Annotated in this window: 13 protein-coding genes and 1 riboswitch; of the genes, 5 read left to right on the forward strand and 8 right to left on the reverse strand. The window is 71.8% G+C overall.

The window, feature by feature from the left end; genetic code table 11:
* Positions 1-132 precede the first annotated feature (132 nt).
* From BX283_RS19770 to thrC, 3 genes are all read right to left on the reverse strand, one after another.
* Positions 133-336 carry a cold-shock protein gene (locus BX283_RS19770; RefSeq protein ID WP_005315736.1) on the reverse strand — a complete coding sequence of 68 codons (204 nt, stop codon included), beginning with the start codon at positions 334-336 and terminating at the stop codon, positions 133-135.
* Positions 337-770: 434 nt separating this feature from the next.
* Complete coding sequence (locus BX283_RS19775; protein WP_101388894.1) at positions 771-1,049, reverse strand: MoaD/ThiS family protein; 279 nt, start codon at positions 1,047-1,049, stop codon at positions 771-773.
* Between the two features lie 28 nt (positions 1,050-1,077).
* Positions 1,078-2,373, reverse strand: coding sequence for a threonine synthase (gene thrC, locus BX283_RS19780; protein ID WP_101388895.1), 1,296 nt, complete (start codon positions 2,371-2,373; stop codon positions 1,078-1,080).
* Between the two features lie 17 nt (positions 2,374-2,390).
* A riboswitch (SAM riboswitch) is annotated at positions 2,391-2,518 on the reverse strand.
* Positions 2,519-2,670: 152 nt separating this feature from the next.
* Between thrC and BX283_RS19785 the strand changes: the two genes are divergently transcribed.
* On the forward strand, positions 2,671-3,618 hold the full coding sequence (locus tag BX283_RS19785; RefSeq protein ID WP_101388896.1) for a glucosyl-3-phosphoglycerate synthase: 948 nt from the start codon (positions 2,671-2,673) through the stop codon (positions 3,616-3,618).
* A gap of 75 nt (positions 3,619-3,693) precedes the next feature.
* A complete protein-coding gene (locus BX283_RS19790) occupies positions 3,694-5,085 on the forward strand; it encodes a trehalose-6-phosphate synthase (protein ID WP_101388897.1) in 1,392 nt (463 codons plus the stop codon).
* 189 nt (positions 5,086-5,274) lie between these two features.
* On the opposite strand, the gene otsB is transcribed toward BX283_RS19790, so the two are convergent.
* From otsB to BX283_RS19805, 3 genes are all read right to left on the reverse strand, one after another.
* Positions 5,275-6,117 carry a trehalose-phosphatase gene (gene otsB / locus BX283_RS19795; RefSeq protein ID WP_101388898.1) on the reverse strand — a complete coding sequence of 281 codons (843 nt, stop codon included), beginning with the start codon at positions 6,115-6,117 and terminating at the stop codon, positions 5,275-5,277.
* Positions 6,118-6,168: 51 nt separating this feature from the next.
* Positions 6,169-6,414: a DUF3263 domain-containing protein gene (locus tag BX283_RS19800; RefSeq protein ID WP_101388899.1), complete on the reverse strand. Its 246-nt coding sequence runs from the start codon at positions 6,412-6,414 to the stop codon at positions 6,169-6,171.
* Between the two features lie 120 nt (positions 6,415-6,534).
* On the reverse strand, positions 6,535-7,755 hold the full coding sequence (locus BX283_RS19805; protein ID WP_101392467.1) for an extracellular solute-binding protein: 1,221 nt from the start codon (positions 7,753-7,755) through the stop codon (positions 6,535-6,537).
* A 307-nt stretch (positions 7,756-8,062) separates the two neighbouring features.
* Between BX283_RS19805 and BX283_RS19810 the strand changes: the two genes are divergently transcribed.
* From BX283_RS19810 to BX283_RS19820, 3 genes are all read left to right on the forward strand, one after another.
* On the forward strand, positions 8,063-9,055 hold the full coding sequence (locus BX283_RS19810) for an ROK family protein (protein WP_180357201.1): 993 nt from the start codon (positions 8,063-8,065) through the stop codon (positions 9,053-9,055).
* Entirely contained in the window at positions 9,055-10,191 is a 1,137-nt protein-coding gene (gene nagA / locus BX283_RS19815; protein ID WP_101388901.1) for an N-acetylglucosamine-6-phosphate deacetylase, read from the forward strand. The genes BX283_RS19810 and nagA overlap by 1 nt, the downstream gene beginning before the upstream one ends.
* Before the next feature lie 78 nt (positions 10,192-10,269).
* On the forward strand, positions 10,270-11,190 hold the full coding sequence (locus BX283_RS19820) for a 1-phosphofructokinase family hexose kinase (protein ID WP_101388902.1): 921 nt from the start codon (positions 10,270-10,272) through the stop codon (positions 11,188-11,190).
* A 91-nt stretch (positions 11,191-11,281) separates the two neighbouring features.
* Here BX283_RS19820 and BX283_RS19825 read toward each other — a convergent pair whose 3' ends face one another.
* Positions 11,282-12,271, reverse strand: a complete 990-nt coding sequence (locus BX283_RS19825) for a CBM35 domain-containing protein (RefSeq protein WP_101388903.1) — start codon at positions 12,269-12,271, stop codon at positions 11,282-11,284.
* A 129-nt stretch (positions 12,272-12,400) separates the two neighbouring features.
* The gene (cdgB, locus tag BX283_RS19830) at positions 12,401-14,071 is read right to left on the reverse strand and encodes a diguanylate cyclase CdgB (protein WP_101388904.1); all 1,671 of its coding nucleotides are present in this window, start codon (positions 14,069-14,071) and stop codon (positions 12,401-12,403) included.
* Positions 14,072-14,116: the final 45 nt, after the last annotated feature.

The following is a 14,116-nucleotide window of genomic DNA, read 5'->3' on the forward strand; positions in this document are numbered from 1 at the left end:
CCCCGCGGCCCGGTCCCGGCCACCTCCGGGGCGGGCTTCCCGGGCCCCGGACACACACGTGGGGCCCGCATCCATTTACAGAGGATGCGGGCCCCACGGGCCTGTATGCGTCGGTGGCCGATCGCGCCGAGATCAGACGGCGAGCTTGACCATGTCCGCCTGCGGACCCTTCTGGCCCTGCGAGATCTCGAACTCGACTCGCTGACCTTCTTCAAGGGTGCGGTAGCCGTCCATCTGGATCGCGCTGTAGTGGACGAAAACATCCGCACCACCGTCGACCGCGATGAAGCCGTACCCCTTCTCCGCGTTGAACCACTTGACGGTGCCCTGAGCCATGCCTAACTCCCCTATTACTGGCCCTTGCACGGGACCGCACTTCGCGGACCCGGGTCAGACCTCCACCCTCCGACAGGAGAGGGTGTGCGCCGGAACGCGTCGACCGCGGCTGAATGTATCTGCCCAACTGCCCTCTGCAACAGGTCAATCGGACGAGAATTCCGGGCAGGGGTGAAGAGCGGAATGCCGCGAAATTCAGCATTCCGGGGCAAGTCGGGCCGGGCAAAGCGCACTTAAGGAGCAATATGCTCGAACACTTTGACTGCTTCTCGACGCCGGTTCGTCGCGTTCTCATATGCACGTGGCACGCACAACGAAGGGGACTTCCCCACTGTACCGCGCTCAACCACACTGAATTGCCCCCTCCGCTTAGCTTGCGGAGGGGGCAATTCAGGTAACTGTGCGTGCAGCGCGCCGGTGTTCGGCGCCTTTGCTCAGCAGCCGCCGGCGACGGCGGGAATGATCGAGACGCCCGCGCCGTCCGGCGTCGCCGTCTCCAGGCCCTGCTCGAAGCGGACGTCGTCGTCGTTCACGTACACGTTGACGAACCGGCGCAGCTTGCCCTGGTCGTCCAGGACCCGGGCGGCGATCCCGGTGTGGTTCTTCTCCAGGTCGGCGATGACCTCGGCGAGGGTGGCGCCCTCGGCCGCGACTTCGGCCTTGCCGCCGGTGTACGTACGGAGAATGGTGGGGATGCGGACGTTGACGCTCATGGGGTTCTGCCTTTCCGTGGCCGGTGGGTCAGTGGGCGAGGCCCGCGTCGCGGAACGCGTCCAGGCTCGGGCGGATCGTCGCGGTCGGGCCGGTCGTCGGGGCCACGGCGTCCAGGGTCTTGAGGCCGTCCCCCGTGTTGAGGACGACAGTAGTGAGCGCCGGGTCGAGCAGCCCGCTTTCGATGAGCTTCCGGGTGACGCCGACCGTCACGCCGCCCGCCGTCTCGGCGAAGATGCCCTCGGTCCGGGCGAGCAGCTTGATCGCGTCCACGACCTGCTCGTCGTTCACGTCCTCCACCGCACCGCCGGTGCGCCGGGCGATGTCCAGGACGTACGGGCCGTCCGCCGGGTTGCCGATGGCCAGCGACTTGGCGATGGTGTCCGGCTTCTGCGGCCGGACGACGTCGTGGCCCGCCTTGAAGGCGGTGGAGACCGGGGAGCAGCCCTCCGCCTGGGCTCCGAAGATCTTGTACGGCTTGTCCTCGACCAGCCCCAGCCTGATCAGCTCCTGGAGACCCTTGTCGATCTTCGTGAGCTGCGAGCCGGAGGCGATGGGGATGACGATCTGGTCGGGCAGCCGCCAGCCGAGCTGCTCGCAGATCTCGTAGGCGAGGGTCTTCGAACCCTCGCCGTAGTACGGCCGCAGGTTCACGTTCACGAAGCCCCAGCCCTCGCCGAGCGGGTCCCCGATGAGCTCCGAGCAGAAGCGGTTGACGTCGTCGTAGTTGCCCTCGATACCGACCAGCTCGCCGCCGTACACCGCGGCCATGACGACCTTGCCCTGCTCCAGGTCGTGCGGGATGAACACACAGGAGCGGAATCCGGCCCGGGCGGCGGCGGCGCCGACCGCGCCCGCCAGGTTGCCGGTGGAGGAGCAGGAGAGCGTGGTGAAGCCGAAGGCGCGGGCGGCCTCGACGGCGATCGCGACGACGCGGTCCTTGAAGGAGTGCGTCGGGTTGCCGGAGTCGTCCTTGACGTAGAGGCCACCGGTGACGCCCAGCTCACGGGCGAGATTGTCGGCCTTGACGAGCTTGGTGAATCCCGGATTCAGGTTGGGCTTTTCAGCCACATTGGCCGGAACAGGCAGCAGGGGCGCATAGCGCCAGATGTTGTCCGGGCCCGCCTCGATACGCTTGCGCAGCGCCTCGGGGTCACCCGTCGGAAGGTCGTACGCGACTTCGAGCGGCCCGAAACACAGGGCGCAGGCGAAGATCGGGCCGAGGTCGAACCGCTCGCCGCATTCCCGGCAGGAAAGCGCGACGGCGGGACCGAGGTTCACGGTGGTGGCGGCATTGGCAGTGTCGTCGATGGTGTGCACAGCCATGATGGCGAGGCCCTTTCTCCTCATCTTCCCCATGGCGCATTTCGCCATGAGACGGAATTGGCACCTTCCCCACCGTGACCTCGCGGTCGGCAGGAGGGTTGCCGGGACTTCAACGGGCCGTTCCCTCAGTCCCTCTGGATGAGCGCTGTGGCACTGGGTCCAGGACCCAGGCATTTGTTCGCGCGACGACCCCGACATGCGACGGTCATCCGCGTTGTTCAAGACTGTAACCGAAGGCCCGGACGGTTGAGATAGTCGTCCGAACCGCGAGATGGATCACAGAGGAGGCTCCGGCCCGTGTTGGAAGAGGTGGAGCGCTGGCTGAGCAGGCGTTCCTGGTCGGCGGCCGACCGCCCGCTGGACGTGATCCTGGCCGCCAAGCGCCGCGGCGCCACCACGGTCAGCGTCGTGCTGCCGGCGCTCGACGAGGAGGCCACGGTGGGCCACATCGTCGCCGCGATCCGGCGCGAGCTGATGACCGCCGCGGTGCCGCTGGTGGACGAGCTGGTGGTGGTCGACTCCGGCTCCACCGACCGTACGGCCGAGGTCGCGGCGGCCGCGGGCGCCCGGGTGGTGCACCGGGACGCGATCCTGCCCCGGATCCCGGCCCTGCCCGGCAAGGGCGAGGTCCTGTGGCGCTCCCTGCTGGTCACCACGGGTGACATCGTCTGCTTCATCGACGCGGACCTGCGGGACTTCGACCCCGCCTTCGTCTCCGGGATCGTCGGGCCGCTCCTGACCGACCCGGACGTGGACTTCGTCAAGGCGATGTACGACCGCCCGTTCGGCGACTCCCCAGGTCAGGGCGGCCGGGTCACCGAACTGGTGGCCCGCCCCCTGCTCAATCTGCACTGGCCGCGGCTGGCCGGGTTCGTCCAGCCGCTGGGCGGCGAGTACGCGGCCCGCCGCTCGCTCCTGGAGCGGCTGCCGTTCCCCGTCGGTTACGGAGTGGAGCTGGGCCTGCTCGTCGACGCACTGCACACGGTGGGCCTGGACGCGCTGGCCCAGGTCGACGTGGGCGTACGCAAACACCGCCATCAGGATGGCCAGGCCCTCGGCCGGATGGCGGCGGCGATCTACCGCACGGCCCAACTCCGGCTCTCCCGCGCCCACTTGGTGCGCCCGACGCTGACGCAGTTCGAGCGCGGCGCGGACGGATTCGTTCCGCGGACCTACGCGGTGGACACCGAGGAGCGGCCGCCGATGCGGGACATCGGGGAGTACGCGGTGCATCGGGCGGCGTAAGGGGGCGTGACGATCCGGGGTCCGTGCCGCTGTTCGCACGTTTGAGGCATTCCGCTACGGGCTAGGTTCGTGTCCATGGTCTCCGCGCGCGCTGCCCAGGTTCTCGTCGCCTCCAACCGCGGCCCCGTCTCGTACGCCCTCGGCGCCGACGGGACGCTGACCTCCCGGCGCGGTGGCGGCGGCCTGGTCTCCGGCCTGTCGGCCATCGGCTCCGAGGCGAACGCCCTCTGGGTCTGCTCGGCGCTCGGCGACGGCGACCGGGAGGCCGTGCGGCGCGGGGTGGGCGAGCCGGGCGTGCGGATGCTCGACATCGACGCGGGGACGCACGCGGACGCGTACAACGGCATCGCCAACTCGGTGCTGTGGTTCGTTCACCACATGCTGTACCAGACGCCGCTGGAGCCGGTCTTCGACGCGGAGTTCCGGCGCCAGTGGGGCGCGTACGAGACGTACAACCGCGCCTTCGCGCAGGCGCTGGCGCAGGAGGCGGCGGACGGGGCCTCGGTGGTGGTCCAGGACTACCACCTGGCGCTGGTGCCGGGCCTGCTCCGCGAGCTCCGCCCCGACCTGCGGATCGGCCACTTCTCGCACACGCCGTGGGCGCCGCCGGAGTACTTCCGGATGCTCCCGGACGACGTGGCGGAGCAGTTGCTGCGGGGGATGCTCGGCGCGGACCGCCTCGGCTTCCTGACACACCGCTGGGCGGACGCGTTCACGCGCTGCTGCACGGACGTGCTGGGCGGGACCGGCGACACCCGGATCGGGGTGCACGGGCTCGGCGCGGACGCGGAGTTCCTGCGCCGCCGCTCGCACGAGCCGGACGTCGAGGAGCGGATGGCCGCGCTGCGGGAGGAGATCGGCGCGGGCCGCCGGACGATCGTGCGGGTCGACCGCACGGAGCTGTCGAAGAACATCGTGCGGGGGCTGCTGGCATACCGGCAGCTGCTCGACGAGCGGCCCGAGTGGCGCGAGCGGGTGGTGCACGTGGCCTTCGCGTACCCCTCGCGGCAGGACCTGGCGGTGTACCGGGAGTACACGGCGGAGGTGGCGCGGGTGGCCGACGCGATCAACTCGGCGTACGGGACCGATGACTGGACCCCGGTCGTCCTCCACGTCAAGGACGACTTCGCACGGTCGCTCGCGGCGTACCGGCTGGCGGACGTGGCCCTGGTGAACCCCATCCGGGACGGCATGAACCTGGTGGCCAAGGAGGTCCCGGTCGTCTCGGACGAGGGGTGCGCCCTGGTCCTGTCGCGGGAGGCGGGGGCGTGGGAGGAGCTGGGGGCGGATGCGGTGGTGGTGAACCCGTATGACGTGTCCGGGACGGCGTCCGCGTTGCACGAGGCGCTGTCGATGGCGCCGGAGGAGCGGGGGGCGCGCTCCAAGCGGCTTGCCGCTGCGGCGACTGCGTTGCCGCCGCAGCGGTGGTTCTTGGAGCAGTTGGAGGCGCTGCGGTCGGGTGGTTGATTCCCCCACCCCGCCCCTTCCCGAAAGCCTCCGGCGGGTGTCGTTCGTCTGCGGACCGTGCTGGGTTGCTCGCGCAGTTCCCCGCGCCCCTGGGTAGTCAGGGGCGCGGGGAACTGCGCGACCAGCCACCCACGGTCCGCAGACGAACGGGTCCCTCGGAGAGTTTCGGGAAGGGGTGGGGTGGGGGCTCTAAAGGCAGGCCGCCAAGGCCGACAGGAGCGACACCACTCCCACCGGGCCCGGGACCCGCACATCCGCCCGCTCCGACACCTCCGGCACCTCCGAAGACCCGCTGCACACCAGCAGCCCCGGCACCCCGTCCGAACGAAGCTTCTCCACCGCACCGAACGCGGGCAGATCGCCGAGGTCGTCACCGGCGTACAGCACGGACCCCGCCCCCACCTCCCGCAGGTACTCCGCCAGCGCCACCCCCTTGTCCATCCCGGGCGGGCGCAGCTCCAGGACCATACGGCCGGGCTCAAGGATGAGGCCGTGGCGGGTGGCGAGGGCGGCGAGCGGGTCGCGCAGCGCGGCGTACGCGGCCGAGGGGTCCGTGGCCCGCCGCGTATGGACCGCGACGGCCTGCCCCTTCTCCTCGATCCAGGTGCCCCGCCAGGCCCCGTGCGCGTCCAGGACACCCGGCAGCTCGGCCCGGGCGGCCGTGACCCCGGGGTGCGGCGCGGGCGCGTGGACCGTCCCGGTCACCGCGTCCCAGCGCTCGGCGCCGTAGTGGCCGAGCACCACCAGGTGCTCCAGGCCGGGAACGCCCGCGAACCCCCCGTACCGTACGGCCACACCCGCCGGACGCCCCGTGATCACCGCGACCGAGGCGACCTTCGGGGCGAGGGCGGCGAGGGCGGGGACGGCGCCGGGGTGGGCGCGCGCCTGCTCGGGGTCGGGGACGATCTCGGCGAGCGTCCCGTCGAAGTCGAGGGCGATCACGGCCCGCTCGGGCGCGGCCAGGATCGCGGCCAGCGCCTCGCGTCCGGCGGAGGTGGCAGGGGTCGGCAGGGGGTGCGGTTGGCTGCCCATGTCACGACCCTAGCGGCGCGGGGCGGATCACAGCCATGGCGGGGAGGGCGGTTATGCGCGGCGCTCGCGCTGGGCCTCGCGTATCCGGCGCAGCCGGTTCACCGTGACCGGGTCGTGGGCCAGCGCCCGCTCGTCGTCGAGCAGGGCGTTGAGGAGCTGGTAGTAGTGCGTCGGCGAGATCCCCAGCCGCTCCCGTACGGCCCGCTCCTTGGCCCCGGGCCCGGCCCAGGACCGCCGCTCAATGGCCAACACGGCCCGAGCCCGCTCACTCAGCCCGCCCTCGTCGTGGTCAGTCATACAACCCAACGTATCGCCCCCCTGCGGGGCGCCCAGGGGATTGCCGCGCAGCGGCATCCAAGGGGCGCGGGGAACTGCGCGACCAGTCGGGGACGGCCCGCAGACAAACCCCGGGCAGAACTACTCCGCGTTCTCCGCCTCCGTGGCCACCTTCGCGATCCCCTCCAGCACCGACCGAGGGTCCCCCTCCGGCGACACCGCCCCGCCGATCCGCTTCTTGATCGTCTCGCTCACCTTCGGCCACGACGTCTTGCCGACCGGCGGCAGCTCCGACGTCGACAGCGCGGCCAGGAACTCCTTGAGCTCCGGGTGCTTGCCGTTGTTCTGCATCGCCTGCGACGCCGTACGGGTCGCGGGCAGCAGGGCGTACTTGTCCGCGAACGCCAGCACGTTCTGGTCGTTGAACGTGAAGTCCAGGAACTTCCCGATCTCCTCGCGGTGGCCGTTCTGCTTGAAGCCCATGATCCAGTCGGCCACGCCCATCGACGCCTTGGCCTTGCCCTCGGTGCCGGGCAGCGGGACCATCCCGTACTTCACGCCCTTCTTCTTGGCCTGCTCCATCAGCGACGGGTGGCCGTTGAGCATGCCGACCTCGCCCTTGGCGAACGCGTCGAAGGCCGCCTGGCGGTTGAGCTTCGCCGGGGCGACGGGGCCGGTCAGGCCCTCCTCGACCAGGTTCTTCTTCAGCCAGTTGAAGGTCTTGATGTTCTCGGGCGAGTCGATGTCGTACCCGGAGATCTGGTTGACGTACGAGCCGCCGCCGCTCAGCATCCACATCATCGTCTCGGCCTGGGCCTCCTCGCTGCCCAGCGGCAGCGCGAACGGGGTCTTGACCCCCTTGGCCTTCAGCGCCTTGGCGTCGGCCGCCAGCTGCGCCCATGTCTGCGGCGGCTTGATGTGCGCCTTGTCGAAGAGCGTCTGGTTGTAGAACAGCAGGCGCGTGGAGGCGACGAACGGGATGCCGTACTGGACGCGCTTCATCTCGCCCGCGTCCGCCAGCGGCGCCAGGAAGTTCGCCTGGACGGGGATGGAGAGCACCTGGTCGACGGAGTAGAGCTTGCCGGCCGCCGCGTAGTCGGAGTACGCGCCGATCTGCGCGATGTCGGGGGCCTTGCCCGCCTTCACCATCTCCGCGACCTTGGCGTCGACGACGTCCCACGAGTAGACGGAGACGTCGACCTTGACGCCGGGGTTCTTCTTCTCGAAGTCGGCGACGACGTCGTGCCAGTACGCCTTGGTGCTGCTGCCGCCCGCGATGTCGTAGTCGGCGGCGACCAGCTTGAGGGTGACGCTGCCGGAGCCGCTGTCGCTGCCGCAGCCGGTCAGGCCCACGGCCGCCATGCCGAGTGCGGCGACCGCCGCCGTCAGACCAATGAAGCGCCGCTGCTGCACGTGCTCTGTCCCACCCTCGTTGTTCGCCAGTCGGTCCCCCGTGAACGTCCTGTTCGCAACGTCCTGTCTACATGAGCTGCGATCTTCTCTTGCGGCCGGGGCTGAGGTCTACACCAGTTGGGTATCACTTCCGCAACTTCTGCCGCCGCCGCCCCACCCGTACGGCCGTATTCCGGGCGGCACTTGGGAAAACGCTTACCCGCCGCCCGGTGAGTGGACTAGACCTTTCATGGGTGAACGCGCGAGACTGTCCCCCGTGAGACACGTCATCGCCCTGGATGTGGGCGGCACCGGGATGAAAGCCGCCCTCATCGGGGTGGACGGCGGCCTGCTGTACGAGGCGCGCAGGCCCACCGGCCGCGAGCGCGGCCCCGAGGCCGTCGTCGAGAGCATCCTCGACTTCGCCGCCGAGCTGCGGACGTACGGCGAGGAGCACCTCGGCGAGAGCGCCGTGGCGGCCGGCGTCGCCGTGCCCGGCATCGTCGACGCCGAGAACGGCATCGCGGTCTACGCGGCCAACCTGGGCTGGCGCGACGTCCCCATGCGGCGGCTGCTGAGCGAGCGGCTCGACGGCGTGCCCGTCGCCCTCGGCCACGACGTGCGCACCGGCGGCCTCGCCGAGGGCCGGATCGGCGCGGGCAAGGGCGCCGACCGCTTCCTGTTCATCCCGCTCGGCACCGGCATCGCCGGGGCCATCGGCATCGACGGCCGCATCGAGCCGGGCGCCCACGGCTACGCGGGCGAGATCGGCCACATCGTGGTGCGCCCCGGCGGCATCCCCTGCGGCTGCGGCCAGCGCGGCTGCCTGGAGCGCCTCGCCTCCGCCTCCGCCGTCACCCAGGCGTGGGCCGAGGCCAGCGGCGACCCGGACGCGGACGCGGCCGACTGCGCCAAGGCCGTCGAGTCCGGCGACCCGGCGGCGCGCGCCGTGTGGCGGAACGCCGTGGACGCGCTCGCGGACGGCCTGGTCACCGCGCTCACCCTGCTCGACCCCCGCACCCTGATCATCGGTGGCGGACTCGCCGAAGCGGGGGAAACCTTGTTCGTACCGCTGCGGGCGGCCGTCGAGGAGCGCGTCACGTTCCAGAAGCTGCCCGCGATCGTCCCGGCGGCCCTCGGCGACACGGCGGGCTGCCTGGGCGCGGGCCTGCTCGCCTGGGACCTGCTCGACACCGCCGCCCCCTCGTCCGGCTCCTCTTCGTCCGGCACCGACGCCGGTCCCACCCACTCCTCGGAGGTAACCGCCTGATGGCCACCAGCAAGGTCCTCTCCGGCGCCCGCGTCGTCCTGCCGACCGGGGTCGTCGAGAACGGACGCGTGATCGTCGAGGGCGGGAAGATCGCCGGAAGCGCGCCCGAGGCCGCCGAGCGCGTCGACCTCACCGGCCACTGGGTGGTCCCCGGCTTCGTCGACATGCACGTGCACGGCGGCGGCGGCGCCTCCTTCACCAACGGCACGGTCGACGACGTCCTCAAGGGCGTCCACACCCACCGCCTGCACGGCACCACCACCATGGTCGCCTCCACCGTCACCGGCGAGATGGATTTCCTCGCCCAGCGGGCCGGGCTGCTCTCCGAGCTGGTCGAGCAGGGCGACCTGGCGGGCATCCACTTCGAGGGCCCGTTCATCTCGCCGTGCCGCAAGGGCGCCCACAGCGAGGACCTGCTGCGCCACCCGGACCCGGCCGAGGTCCGCAAGCTGATGGACGCGGCCCGGGGCACCGCCAAGATGTTCACGCTCGCCACCGAGCTCCCCGGCGGCCTGGACTCCGTACGGCTGCTCGCCGAGCACGGCGTGATCGCCGCCATCGGCCACACCGACGCCACGTACGAGCAGACCGTCGAGGCGATCGACGCGGGCGCCACCGTCGCCACCCACCTCTACAACGCGATGCCCGCGCTCGGCCACCGCGCGCCCGGCCCGATCGCCGCCCTCCTGGAGGACGAGCGGATCACCGTCGAGCTGATCAACGACGGCACGCACCTGCACCCCGCCTCCCTCGAACTCGCCTTCCACCACAAGGGCGCCGACCGGGTCGCGTTCATCACGGACGCCATGGACGCGGCCGGGTTCGGGGACGGGCTCTACCACCTCGGCCCGCTGGAGGTCGAGGTCAAGGAGGGGGTCGCCCGGCTCGTCGAGGGCGGCTCCATCGCGGGCTCGACCCTCACCCTGGACCGCGCGTTGCGGCGCGCGGTGACCGTCGACGGCCTCCCCGTCGAGGACGCCGTCCGCGCGCTCAGCGCCAACCCGGCGCGGCTGCTCGGCGTGTACGACAAGGTCGGCTCGCTGGAGCCGGGCAAGGACGCGGACCTGGTGGTCCTGGACGAGGCGTTCGCGCTCAAGGGCGTGATGCGGCGCGGCGAGTGGATCGTGGCGCTTTAGCCCCTACGGCTGGACGGTGGCCGGATTCCGGGGCTGTGGGGTCTGGGCCGGCCACCGTCCGTTTGGCATGATCACCTCGTGATCCTGACCGTCACGCTGAACACGGCACTCGACCTCACCTACCGGGTCCCGGAGCTCGTCCCGCACGCCAGTCACCGCGTGGACGAGGTCACCGAGCGCCCCGGCGGCAAGGGCATCAACGTCGCCCGGGTGCTGGCCGCGCTCGGCCACGAGAGCGTCGTCACGGGCTTCGCGGGCGGCCGCACCGGCGCGGTGCTGCGCGAACTGCTCGCCCCGCTCGCGCCCGTCGACGCGCTGGTCCCGGTCGCCGGGACCACCCGCCGCACGATCGCGGTCGTGGACGCGGCCACCGGCGACACCACCCAGCTCAACGAGCCGGGCCCGCAGATCACGGCCGACGAGTGGGAGGCGTTCCTCACGGCGTACGAGCCGCTGCTGCGCGAGGCGGACGCGGTGGCGCTCTGCGGCAGCCTGCCGCCCGGGGTCCCGGTCGGCGCCTACGCGGACCTCGTACGCCGGGCCCGCACCGCGGGCGTCCCCGTACTCCTGGACACCAGCGGCGAGCCCCTGCGGCGCGGCCTGGCGGCCCGCCCCGACCTGATCAAGCCGAACGCCGACGAACTGGCCCGCCTCACCGGCTCCCGCGAACCCCTGCGCGCGGCCCGCGACGCCCGCCGCCGAGGCGCCCACGCGGTGGTCGCCTCGCTGGGCCCCGAGGGCCTGGTGGCGGTCACCCCGGACGGCACCTGGCAGGCCACCCCGCCGTCCCCGGTCCGCGGCAACCCCACGGGCGCGGGCGACTCGGCGGTGGCGGCCCTGCTGTCCTCCCTGGTGGAGAACCTGCCGTGGCCGGACCGCCTCACCCGGGCGGTGGCCCTGTCGGCGGCGACGGTACTGGCACCGGTGGCGGGAGAGTACGACGCGGGGGCGTACGAGGAACTGCTCACCGGGGTACGGGTGAACGCCCTGACGGGCTAGCGGGCCGGGGATTGCCGCGCAGCGGCATCCAAGGGGCGCGGGGAACTGCGCGACCAGCCACCCACCGGCCCGCAGACAAATCCCCGGCCGACTAGTACTGCTTCTTCGTCTTGCTGATCTCGACCCAGTCGAACACCGCATCGCACTGGTTCCCCTGCTCGCAGGAGAACTTGATGGTGTTCTGCCCCTGCTTGAGGGTGACCTGCGTCCAGGTGGTCTGCCAGTTCTTCTCCAGGTTGGGGTCCGAGCTCCCTATGAAGTTCCCCAGCCGGACCGGCTGCGCGTTGGGCTTGCCGTTGACCGTGACCGTGGCGTTCGCCTCCTTCGCGGGGTTGGCGTACCGCACGTAGAGGTAGTAGCCCCCGGAGGACGGCAGATCGGCCTGCCAGGTCAGGGACGCGCCGATCTGGTTGAAGCCGTTGACGTACGCCCCGTCCGTGCCCTGCGCGCCCTTGACGTCCTTGGCCAGCACCGCGCCGCCGCCCAGCTTCAGCGTCGCCGCGTCCTGCTTGGGGAGCTCCTGCGCCGCGGGGGACGCCGAGTCGGAGGGCTTCTGGGACGGCTGCTGCGAGGTGCCCGTGGAGCCGCCGCCCGACGGCTTGCCCGCGTCGTCGTCCTTCTTGCCGTCGCCGTTGGTGGCGAGCGCCACACCGATGCCGATGACGACCGCCGCGACCACCGCGACCGCGCCGATCAGCAGCCCCTTGGTGTTGGGGCCGCGGCTGCCGCGCCCGCCGCCGCCGTCGGCCGGGGGCGCGGGCCGGTGGGGGCCGCCGCCGTAGGTCTCGGGCGCCGCGTACTGGGCGGTGGGCTGCCCGTACTGCTGCGGCTGCTGTCCGTAAGGAGCCTGCGGCTGGCCGTACTGCTGCTGCGGGACCTGCCCGTACTGGCGCTCGCCGACCGTCCGCACCTGGTTGTACGAGGTTCTGGGCACGCCGGGCTGGTGCGGGGCACTCGGGCCCGGGTAGCCGTAGCCACCGGAGCGGGGCGGGGTGGCGCCGGAGGCCTGACCGTCCTCGTACAGATAGCCGAACGGATCGTCGTCCTCGGGCGTGCTCGCGCCGTTGTTGCCGGGCGTCATCCGGGGTCACTCCTCACTGTTCGCCAGCCGTCGCCGACCGGCCGAGCCTACCCCGAACGGCCGACACCATGGCCGCGACCTCGTCCCGGAGCCCGGGGACCGGCCGGGGCGCACAAGAGCAGGCGGCGGCTATCCGGCCCGCCGGTGGACCTTCGCCCGCGACCGCTTCTCGATGTACATCCGCTGGTCGGCGGAGCGCAGCACCTCTTCGACGGACATCCCGCAGCTGGCCCAGCCGATGCCGAAACTCGCCCCGACCCGGACCGCCCGGCCGTCCACCCGGATCGGCGGGATGATCGCGTTGCGCAGCCGGACGGCGAGGTCGGCCGCGTCGGCCGCGCCCAGGCCGTCGGCGAGGACGACGAACTCGTCGCCGCCGAGCCGGGCGACCGTGTCCCCGTCCCGTACGCCGGTGGTGAGCCGGCGCGCGACCTCGATGAGGACGGCGTCGCCGGTGTTGTGGCCGAACCGGTCGTTGATCGACTTGAAGCCGTCGAGGTCGCAGAAGAGGACCGCGAGGCCCTTGGTGCCGTCGTCGACGTCGCCCTCGGGGGCGGTCATGTGCACATGGTGGTCGAAGGGGCCGCCGCCCGGCACCGGGTCGAAGTCGAAGCCGCCGGGGGCGCAGACCGCGTGCCCCGGGGTCTCGCCGCGCCCGTCGTGCACCGCTCCGTACGCCGCGTCCAGCGCCTCCACGGCGGTCGCGCCCACCGCGTACGGCCGCTGGCAGAGGCGGGCGGAGAGCCGGGCGCGCAGTTCGGCGCTGTTGGGCAGGCCGGTGAGCGAGTCGTGCGAGGCGCGGTGGGCGAGCTGGAGCTCGTGCCGCTTGCGCTCCTCTATGTCCTCGACATGGGTGAGCAGAAAACGGGGACCGTCGGCGGTATCGGCGACGACGGAATTGCGCAGCGACACCCAGACGTACGAGCCGTCGCGCCGCCCGAGCCGCAGCTCAGCGCGGCCGCCCTCGGCCGAGGTGCGCAGCAGGAGCCCGATGTCCTCGGGGTGGACGAGGTCCGCGAACGAGTAGCGGCGCATCACGGCGGCGGGCCGGCCGAGCAGCCGACAGAGCGCGTCGTTGGTGCGCAGCAGACGTCCGTGCTGGTCACCGCCCATTTCGGCGATGGCCATGCCGGACGGCGCGTACTCGAAGGCCTGCCGAAAGCTCTCCTCGCTGGCCCGCAGCGCCTGCTGCTCCCGCTCCAGGCGGACGAGCGCGCGCTGCATGTTTGCGCGAAGCCGGGCGTTGCTGATCGCAATGGCGGACTGGGAGGCGTACATCTGAAGCGCTTCGCGCCCCCACGCGCCGGGGCGCCGCCCGTTGCGCGGCTTGTCGACGGAAATGACGCCGAGGAGCTCCCGCCCGCCGCCCGAGGCGTACATCGGCGCGTAGAGGCGGTCCTGGGGGTGCCACTCGTCCTCGAAGCGCGGCTCGGGCCCTTCGGTGTACCACTGCGGAACGTCGTCCTCCAGGAGCACCCAGCCCTCGGTGTGCGGGATGAACCGCAGGTCGCCCCAGCCCTCGCCCATGGTGAGCCGCCGCTCCCAGGAGGCGCGGGAGCCGACCCGGCCGGTGATCAGCGCCTCGGCGGCGGCGTTCCCGGCGAAGGCGGCGACGACGAGGTCGCCGTCAGGGCGTACGAGGTTGACGCAGGCCAGTTCGTAGCCGAGCCCGGCGATGACGCCGTCGGCGACGGTCTGCAGCGTGTCCGCCAGGCTGCGGGCCGTGTTCAGGTCGGTGACCACCTGATGCAGCTGCCGCAGGGTCGCAAGACGGACGTACGGCTCCGACTCGGTCTCCATTGCTCGCTCTCCCCGAGACCTCGACAGCAACTCCAGGATCCTGAT

The sequence above is a fragment of the Streptomyces sp. TLI_146 genome (assembly GCF_002846415.1).
Lineage (GTDB): Bacteria > Actinomycetota > Actinomycetes > Streptomycetales > Streptomycetaceae > Streptomyces.